General features: G+C 56.0%; 9 protein-coding genes. 4 read left to right on the top strand and 5 right to left on the bottom strand.

The annotated features are described in order from the left end of the window. The first annotated feature begins 5 nt into the window (after window positions 1-5). A complete protein-coding gene (locus AC2FFP_RS22130) occupies window positions 6-1,070 on the top strand; it encodes an AbrB family transcriptional regulator (RefSeq protein WP_496845369.1) in 1,065 nt (354 codons plus the stop codon). Here the strand turns inward: AC2FFP_RS22130 and AC2FFP_RS22135 are convergent. The 5 genes from AC2FFP_RS22135 to AC2FFP_RS22155 form a co-directional block, all read right to left on the bottom strand. Beyond that, window positions 1,039-2,019: a D-2-hydroxyacid dehydrogenase family protein gene (locus tag AC2FFP_RS22135; RefSeq protein ID WP_496845370.1), complete on the bottom strand. Its 981-nt coding sequence runs from the start codon at window positions 2,017-2,019 to the stop codon at window positions 1,039-1,041. The two genes, AC2FFP_RS22130 and AC2FFP_RS22135, sit on opposite strands and share 32 nt — an antisense overlap. A 14-nt stretch (window positions 2,020-2,033) precedes the next feature. Continuing rightward, window positions 2,034-2,252: a hypothetical protein gene (locus AC2FFP_RS22140; RefSeq protein WP_496727373.1), complete on the bottom strand. Its 219-nt coding sequence runs from the start codon at window positions 2,250-2,252 to the stop codon at window positions 2,034-2,036. 51 nt (window positions 2,253-2,303) lie between these two features. Further along, window positions 2,304-3,392 (bottom strand): 4-oxalomesaconate tautomerase, encoded by a 1,089-nt coding sequence (locus tag AC2FFP_RS22145; protein ID WP_496727374.1) that lies wholly within the window; start codon window positions 3,390-3,392, stop codon window positions 2,304-2,306. An 88-nt stretch (window positions 3,393-3,480) separates the two neighbouring features. Further along, on the bottom strand, window positions 3,481-5,511 hold the full coding sequence (locus AC2FFP_RS22150; RefSeq protein ID WP_496881517.1) for a tripartite tricarboxylate transporter permease: 2,031 nt from the start codon (window positions 5,509-5,511) through the stop codon (window positions 3,481-3,483). Window positions 5,512-5,590: 79 nt separating this feature from the next. Further along, entirely contained in the window at window positions 5,591-6,679 is a 1,089-nt protein-coding gene (locus AC2FFP_RS22155) for a tricarboxylate transporter (RefSeq protein WP_496727376.1), read from the bottom strand. Window positions 6,680-6,818: 139 nt separating this feature from the next. Here AC2FFP_RS22155 and AC2FFP_RS22160 point away from each other — a divergent pair, with 139 nt between their 5' ends. The 3 genes from AC2FFP_RS22160 to AC2FFP_RS22170 all read left to right on the top strand — a co-directional run bounded on the left by AC2FFP_RS22160 (window position 6,819) and on the right by AC2FFP_RS22170 (window position 9,292). Beyond that, on the top strand, window positions 6,819-7,487 hold the full coding sequence (locus tag AC2FFP_RS22160) for a response regulator transcription factor (protein WP_496770781.1): 669 nt from the start codon (window positions 6,819-6,821) through the stop codon (window positions 7,485-7,487). Window positions 7,488-7,540: 53 nt separating this feature from the next. Further along, window positions 7,541-8,851 carry a sensor histidine kinase gene (locus tag AC2FFP_RS22165; RefSeq protein WP_496845372.1) on the top strand — a complete coding sequence of 437 codons (1,311 nt, stop codon included), beginning with the start codon at window positions 7,541-7,543 and terminating at the stop codon, window positions 8,849-8,851. 156 nt (window positions 8,852-9,007) lie between these two features. Next, window positions 9,008-9,292 (top strand): hypothetical protein, encoded by a 285-nt coding sequence (locus AC2FFP_RS22170; RefSeq protein ID WP_496770786.1) that lies wholly within the window; start codon window positions 9,008-9,010, stop codon window positions 9,290-9,292. Window positions 9,293-9,324 lie beyond the last annotated feature (32 nt).

Here is a 9,324-nt window from a genome sequence, read left to right on the forward strand (position 1 = left end):
GTGCCTTGCCCACCCAAAACAAAACACCCTCTTTCCTGACAAAGCGGGCCGTAACACTGGTCCTTGCGCTGTTGGGCACCGGAGTATTTTGGGCGTTGAACCTGCCGCTGCCCTTTCTATTCGGCCCAATGAGCGCGTGTCTGATCGCCGCCCTAGCGCATGCCCCTATGGAAGGTTTTGGTCAGATATCGGTTGCAGCGCGCACCATACTCGGCGTTGCAGTTGGGGCTTCGATTACCCCTGCCCTTTTTGTCGAATTGCCGAAGATGGCCGCGTCTATAGCACTGGTCCCGTTCTTTATCCTGCTGATCGCGCTGGTAGGCGTGCCATTCTTTCGCAAGATTTGGGGCTTTGACTCCACGACCGCGTTTTATGCTGCCATGCCAGGCGGATTGCAGGACATGATCATCTTTGGCGCCGAAGCAGGCGCCAACCCGCGTACGCTATCCCTGATCCACGGTACGCGCGTGCTGATCATCGTGACACTGGCCCCACTGTTTCTGACAGTGTTCTACGATGCCCAGCTCACCAACCCAATCGGAGAGCCTGCGCGCGACCTGCCAATACATGAGTTGGCGCTGATGGTACTGGCCGCCCTTATAGGCTGGAAAGGCGGTGAGAGGATCGGCTTGTTCGGGGCATCCATCCTCGGCCCAATGATCCTGACATCGGCTCTGTCACTGGGTGATTTCATTCATACCCGACCGCCGCGCGAGGCTATCCTTGCAGCGCAGTTCTTTATCGGGTGCGGGATAGGCGTGAAATTCGTAGGCGTCACTTGGGTTGAACTCCGCCGGGTGGTTGCAGCGGGCTTCGCCTATGTCATCGTCCTTGCCATCTTGGCCGCCGCTTTCACTGCTGTTGTCACCACGTTGGGGCTCGGTCAACCTGTCGAGGCATTTTTGGCGTTTGCCCCTGGCGGGCAGGCAGAGATGACGGTTTTGGCCATCGTATCTGGCGCGGATCTGGGCTTTGTCATAACGCACCACCTGACAAGGATTGTGCTGGTGATCATCGGCGCGCCCATAGCAGCCAACCTCATCCTGCGCTGGTCCAAACCTCGGGATTGATCATGTGAATGGGAGTGCCTTCAGCATAGGCGTTCACCTGATCGAAAATGTCGGAGAATTGCAGATCGAACTCGTCCTCGGTCACAAAACCTATATGTGGTGTCGCAATCAGGTTTGGGTGCGATAGCAACGGATCATTCGGGTCAATGAGCGGCTCGGAATCGAAGACATCAATTGCGGCCTTCCCCGGGCGACCGGCTTTCAGCGCGTCCAACAAAGCACCCGGAGCGATCAGCCCGGCCCGGGAGGTGTTCACAAACATCGCGCCCGGTTGCATCTGCGAGAAATCTGACGCTGTGATGATACCTTGCGTGTTGGGCTTCAGGCGGACGTGGACCGAGACAACATCGCTGTTGGCAAAGAACGCTTCACGGCTTGTGGCAATCTGCACGCCGTCGGCCTGCGCGCGTGCCCGGCCATCGTCCGAGGACCACCAGACCACATTCATCCCGAACGCCTCGGCGTAGTCAGCAACAGCGCGGGCGATACGGCCATATCCATACAGCCCCAGTTTCCTCCCCCTCAGGGTCTTGCCAACTCCGGCCTGCCAATGTCCGGTTTTGACCGAGGCCATCTGCGCAGGCAAATCGCGCATCCCCGCCATGATCAGCGCCCATGTCAGTTCGGCTGCGGCATATGAAGGCATGCCGCCATGCATGTTCGAACACAGCAGCACTCCGTTGTCCGAGCACGCCTGCACATCGACGTGTGGATATACACTGCGCTGACTGATCAACTTCAGGTTTGGGAGTTTTTCAACCAAATCGCGGGTGATCTTGGTGCGTTCGCGAAACAACACCAGCGCCTCAGCCTCCTGCAAGCGTTCAGCCAATTCGCTGGTATCATCAACATGATCTGTCCAGACCTTCACCTTATGGCCAGATAGCTTTTCAAAACAGGGCAGGCCCTGCAGTGTGTCAAACCAGTCATCCAGAATGTGTACTTTCATCGACTTTCTATACCCTACTCGGTGCTCAGATTTCTTGGCGTCGGCACAAAATGAAGTGTGTCGAGTGCTTCAAGCGCATTGCGAACCCGTTCACGTTGATCCAGCAAATGGTTGAATTGCTCGTCACACCCGGCAATCGGAGTCGGGTAGTCCGAGATATCCCTCCGCAGAGCCGCCTGCGCCAGCCTGAGTTCCTGACGCGCGATATCAAGGCATTCGGAATAGTCGTCCATCGTGATATCCTCATGATGTATACCATAGTATACCTAATGAGAATTGTCATTTCAACTGCCGTTCCACTCAGATTCCGGCACATAAACATGCCCGTCCGCCAATTTACGCGCAGTCCTCACCAGACCGGCAGAAATTACGTTGAACTCCCCGTCGTTCGAGAAGTCCACCAGAACGTCGATCTTGCCCGAGGCGTGCTCCAACACAACTTCAGCCGGGCTTGAACCCGGGCGATCAAGCAACCCGTCTGCGACGGTTCCGGGCGTCAAAGCGCAAGATGCCATGCATTGCGCACCCGTAACGGCCATTGTTGGGTGGGTTTTCCATGGCATGAAATACCGAACCGCAAGGGTTCCACCCTCTCTGGCGGGTGCCATCAGGCCGAATTTGGGAGTTACAGATTTCGATACGTCCCCCATACCCATCAGTTTCCCGGCTTCGATCCGTACTGCCTCCATCCGGTCAAAGAAAGCCCGGTTGGTATTAAGCTCTTCAACGCTTTCATACCCTGTCAGTCCGAAATCCGCTGCCCGGGCGATGGCCATTGGCATAGCGACATCCATGCAAGTCAGCTCGATCCCCTGCACTGTATCGCGCAAATTTCCTGTGGGTAGAAATGAACCTGTCGCCGAGCCCACAACGCCCATAAAGCTCAGTTGCACGGGTGCAGAATGACCGGGAACCCCCGCGATTTCCGCATCGCCCTCGTAGACCAACTCACCGCCCGGGGTCTGTACTTTTGCAACGACACGGGCACCCGTATTTACAGCGCGAATGCGGATTTCGGTCTCATCGCCGTTGGGCTGAAGCAATCCCATTTCGATCGCAGCTGGACCAACTCCGGAGAGGATGTTCCCGCAAGTTGGTTTAAAATCGACCAGCTTCTCATCAACAGAAACCTGCGCGAAGAAATAGTCGATATCCGCCCATTCGTCCTCGCTGACGGATAGCATCGCCACTTTGGTCGTCACCGCGTTACCACCACCGATCCCGTCGATGTTGAGCGCTTGTCCGGCCCCGAGGGCAGCAACCAGCACATCAGCCAGCTTGTCCCTATCTTCAGGCAGATCAGAGCGTCGAAAATAAGGCCCTCGGGAAGTGCCGCCGCGCATGAAGACATATGGGATTGCTGTCTGGGTCATTGCGAACCCTCCTTTACAAACCTTTGAAATCTCTGATTTCAGCGCTGCCCGACCCGCCAGATTGGCAGGCCGGGCATCCGTGGAGCGCCTACTTGAGTGGCCATGGCAGGTTCACCATGTCTTGCAGCAGACCCGGCGGGAAATCCCGGTTCAGGGCACCAGCCATGAAGCACATGAAACCGATGCCGCAGGCCGTCAGGAGCAGGGTCACCTGCCAGCTGGACCCGGCGCGAATGCGGAAGAATGCAATCAGGAACCCGATCAGGGCGAGGATGAACCCCACAACCCAGGTGGCCGCGATCAGACCCGCAAACCACGCGAGTGTTGACCAAAGTCCATGTGGCGCGCTTGCATCCTCGCCGGCAATTTCCTTGTCGGCAAAGATTGCATCCCCCTCGGGTCGCCGCATCATCTGGATCAACAGAATGACGCAGCAGAACAGCGACACGCTACCGATCACCAGCGGGATGATCTTGTCGGTCATGTTGTAGTCAGGGATCATGTTGGCATTGACCAAAGCCACGATCAGATAGGCCATGATCACCAGCAAAAAGATCAGCGGCGCGCGCTTGCTTCCGGATTTGACCTCACCTTCGGCCATGATCATCTTAGCTTGGCGAATACCCAGAATGACCGAAACCACGGTAACCACGATCAGCACGATAACGATCGGGCTGAAGACATATTCCATCCCCTCACCAAAGCTTTTGCGGAAGCGGAAAGAGGCAATCTGGAACGCCTGGTTGGTGAACTTCTCAACCGGGTTCGACAGCACGAACCCAATCAGAAAGGCCGGTCGCGACCAGTCGAAACGGCGCAGGAAAATACCGATCAGGCCGATGATGAACAGGGCCAGCAGGTCTTCGAAGTTTTGACCGGACTGGAATGCCGCGAAGCTGATCAGCATGAACAGAAACGGCGCCAGATAGGTGAAACGGATTGTCGTCAGCTTGGCTATCCCACCCGAGGCCGCGATGCATAAGATGGTGCCCACCACGTTGGCGAGAGCCAGCAACCAGACAATCGAATAGGTGATGTCGAGATTATCCTTGAGCATGCTAGGACCGACCTCGATATCTCCGGATCCCAACAGTGCGACGGCGCCGATAAAGATCGCCATCGAACCCGAGCCGGGGATACCAAACAGTAGCGTTGGGACAAGCCCCCCGCCCTCCTTGGCATTGTTCGAGCTTTCCGGCCCGATGACGCCACGCACTTCGCCTTTGCCGAAGTTGCTTTTGTCTTTGGTCGATTGAACCGAATGGCCATAAGCGATCCAGTCAACAACCGAGCCACCAAGACCAGGAATGACACCGACAACCACGCCAATGATCGAACAGCGGACCGACAACCAGATGTTTGCAGCCCAGTCTTTGACGCCATCAAGCCAGCCCGCGCCCAGTGAGGCGCCCTTAGCAATGGATCGGTCTTGACGCAGCAGCGAGACGATTTCGGGCACCGCAAAGATACCCAAGCCAACGATGACCAATTTCAGACCGTCGGTCAGATAAGGAATGTCATAAGTGGCCATACGAAGTGAGCCGCCTGCATCCGCCTCGCCAATCGTGCCAACCATCAGGCCCAGCCCTGCGGCGGCGACACCCTTCAACGGGATACGCCCGGCGAGAATGGCGACCATCGACAAACCAAGAATGGTGATCATCAGCATCTCGGGCAGACCGAATGCCAGAACGATGGGCCGCGCGACCAAAATGAACATGGTCAGAAAAGTTGCGCCGACCAAGCCGCCAAACAGCGATGAAGCAAAGGCCGCTGACAATGCCCGCGCGGCTTCGCCTTTCTTCGCCATCGGGAAACCATCCAACACCGTAGCCTGCGAGGCAGAGCTACCTGGGATGCCCATAAGAACTGACGCGAAGGTGTCAGAGGTCGGCACAACGGCGACCATCCCGATCATCAACGCCAATCCAAGGATTGGGTCCATACCGAACATGAAAGGCAGCAATAGGGACAGACCAGCAATACCGCCAAGCCCAGGGAAAACACCCACGGCCAGTCCCATGACGACACCGAGAACAAGATATCCCAGAACGATAGGTTGCAGGATCAGACCCCACGCGTCACTAAGCGCAGGAACAGCTGTGGCGAAAGCCTCCATAGCGGCCGCCTTTCATAAATTGTCTTGTGTTTGGAAAAGCGCGCGCCCGACATTGGGGCACGCGCGGTGGTGTTTGGGCTTAGTTCAGCTCGACACCATAGGCTTCTTTGAGCCAGTTCAGAACGTAGGCTTTTGCGTTGTCGTCGACGTTTGTCGCGGTTTGCAATGCCGCTTTAGAGCCGTCACCTACGAACACTGGGTATTTGCCCACGCGCTTTGAGGAGATGTCGGCAAAGTCGCCGCGCTCCGTCACAGCCTGGAACGCTGCTGTGTATGCGTCGACCACTTCCTGAGGTGTATCACCCGGCAGGAAAGCCAGCTTCTGAACCGGGAACCCGGCTACAAAGAACGCTTTCCACGCATCCCATGCCTCGCCGCTGGTTTCACAGCCATCGGTGGCTTCGCACACTTCTTTGAAAGTCGGGATATCCGGGAAAGTCGGGTCGCGAACGATGTTGCCGTCTGCATCCAGAGCACCCCAGGTCATCATCGGAACAGCCTGACCGGATTCAACCAACGGGGCCGAACCACCCAAGTAGCCGGACGAGGTCTGATAATCGATATTGGCTTCGCCACGTTCGAACATCAGACGACCGTCTCCGCGTCCCTTGATGCCGAAGACCGGCTCGACATTCATGCCAAGCATTTGCCAGGCCAACAGCGGTACAAGGTCAAGACGCGTCGCACCCTGCGAACCGTAGATGAAGTTGGTGTCCTTCAGAGCATTCGCCGAGCCATCAAACTTCGCGCCATCCTCTGCGTTCAGGTAAGCAACGCCACCGGTTCCTGATGCCATGACAGGAATCCAGTCATTGTATTCATAGCGCACCCGCGGATCACTAAGCAGATATGGGAATTGAGTTGAACCGGAGGTGCCAAACAGCAGCGTACCGTCGTCATGGCTCTGCTCCTGGAACCAGTTCGCGCCCTTGGTCGAACCAGCGCCCGGCATGAATTTCACCACTACGGTCGGTTGACCCGGCAGCGCTTCGGACAGAAGCGGCGCAAAGAAGTTGGCCCATTTGGCAGACCCGCCGGTTTCCGAGAACGGGATGACCCATTCCACAGTCTTACCCGAGAAATCAACCTCGGCTGCGGCAGGTGCGGCGATACCGGCGGCGGCGATCAGCCCCACGACGGCGCGGCGGGTGAAGTTGGAAATGGTCATTGGTTCCTCCCTGTTGACCAGACAACCACGTCAACGCCCTCCGCGCTACCGTGATCGCAAATAGAACTGTGGGGTTGATTCCCCCTCCCATCTGGCAATCATGGAGTGCCAACCTTGCGCGAAACTTGCAGGAGACCCGATGCGGATCGTCATCGTCGAAGACAACGAGACCCTCGCCAAAGCTATTGCCTATCGCCTACGTGACCGGGGTCATGCAGCAGAAGTGCTTTTGGATGGCGATGAGGCTGACTTGTATCTTGCGCAAGAGGGCGCAGACTTAGTTGTTCTGGACATCAATTTGCCTGGACAGTCGGGACTGGAGATCCTGAAATCTCTTCGCAATCGTGGTGACGGCGTACCGGTGATCTTGCTTACGGCACGTGCCGAAACAAGCGACCGGGTTTCGGGGTTGGATATGGGCGCCGATGATTACCTGGTTAAGCCATTCGAAATGGACGAGTTGGAAGCACGCATCCGGGCGCTTTCTCGACGCAAAGAACTCGACTACGGCGCAATGGAGAGAATTGGTGGCCTGGAATTCGACCGCGCTGCCCGTCAGGTAAGTGTACAGGGCGAGGTTATGGATTTTCCGCGGCGGGAAATCGCGGTGCTTGAATGCCTGTTGGAACGCAGGGGCAGAATTGTTCCCAAAAGCCAACTAACGGATTACGTCTACGGCGTGGGTGCAGATGTCGAGTCTTCCGCCGTTGAGCCTCATGTATCGCGGCTGAGAAAACGTCTTCAAGATCTGGGTATTAGAATAAAGACAGCCCGTGGTCTGGGGTATCTGCTTGAGGTGCAGAAGTGATCAATCACGGCTCGCTCAGGTTAAGACTTTTCATTCTTATCCTAACCCCCTTGGTGTTAATTGCCGCTCTGCTTGGTCTTTGGCGCTTTATGATTGCGCAGAATACGGCTCAGGAATTGTTCGACGACAGCCTGTTATCTGCAGGTCTCGCAATATCGCGAGATGTTGCGATTTCGGGAGGTGATGCGCTGTCACCAACGACACGCAGCATGATCCGTGACGCATCAGGCGGAGAGATTTTTTACCACGTAACGGGCCCCGGCGGCATCTATGTGACAGGCTATGCCTACCCCCCGGCCGCCACCAACCCGTCTGATCAAGAGGTGTACAAGCCCCAGTTTTTCGAAGCGCTCTACCGCCAAGAACCAGTGCGCGTTCTTAAGATGACGGAACGCGTGACCATTGAAAATCTAATCGGAGATGCGACGGTTACAGTCTGGCAACGTATGGCGGATCGCAACGCCTTCGCCAATGAATTGTCAATCCGCGCAGGAATTCTAATGGGAATTCTGCTGGCCACCCTCGCCATTGTGGTGTGGTTCGGCGTCGCGCGCGGCCTTAGGCCCTTGTTGGATTTGCAGGACGCAATTGACCTGCGTTCACCAGATGACCTCAGTGAGATCAAGCGCCCTGTCCCAATCGAAGTTCAAGGTGTTGTCAGAACCCTGAACCGGCTTTTTGGACAGGTGGAAAAAAGTATCAACGCCCACCAAGTGTTTATATCCGAAGCTGCACATCAACTGCGGAATCCAGCGGCGGCCGTGCAGTCAATGGCCGAAGCGCTGCAGGATGCGAAAACGGATGACGACCGAGAAAAACGCATCTCAGAGCTTGTTGCAGCGGCTAAAAACTCAGCAACAGTCGCCGAACAGCTGTTGTCACTTGAGAGGCTCAGGCAGCCGACGCACCAAGACCAAATGGATAAAATTGACTTTCGTTCGGTCGTGGAAGAGGCCTGCGCTGAGATGGGAGTTCACATCCTCGCAAAAGGTATCGAGTTTGATGTCACGATGCCTGAGACGGCAGTCACTGTATCCGGCGATCGGGTCTTTCTGATTGAGGCTTTAAAGAACCTGCTGGACAACGCAGTCAAACACGGTGGCCCAGAGTTGAGCCAAATCTCAGTTGTGCTGCGGTGTGATAATAAATTCCTCAACCTAACCGTGGCGGATGACGGAGCTGGCCTTTCGCCAGACCAAAGCGAAGTCGCATTCAATCGGTTTTCTCAGTTGGAGTATTCCGAGGGCAGCGGATTGGGGTTATCAATCGTCTCTGCAGTGGCGCAGCGCCACGGAGGAATTGTCGAAATCAACCGAGTCGAAAGAGGAGCTAGCATTACGCTTGAGCTTCCCATAGTCCTGTAAGCTGTTTCTAATTTCACTCGGAACCCAAAACCAGTCAAAGTCAACGCGAGTTTTTGCGATTGCTGCGAAAGTCAGGTTTTCGCCCTGAGCGAAGAACGCAGCTCTCAAAATCTGTATCTATGTCGTCTTTGGGCTCAACCTGTGCTTCACCCCAACATGTCGAGGCTCTATCACTCCAAAGTCAGCGATCTTGCCAACGCCCTCAATGAGCCCGACGTACGCAGCGAAGCTGCTGAGGCGCTGCGCGCTCTGATCGACAAAGTGCTGCTGACACCTTCTGAAGATGGATATGACATTGATCTGCATGGAGATCTTGCCGGCATCCTCGCCTTAGCGTCTGACAAAAAAGCAAAAACCGCCCAAGCCGACATGGCTGAGGCGGTTTCGCAATTATCGTTGGTTGCGGGAGTAGGATTTGAACCTACGACCTTCAGGTTATGAGCCTGACGAGCTACCGGGCTGCTCCATCCCGC

It is taken from the genome of Ruegeria sp. YTSC004, assembly GCF_059609805.1.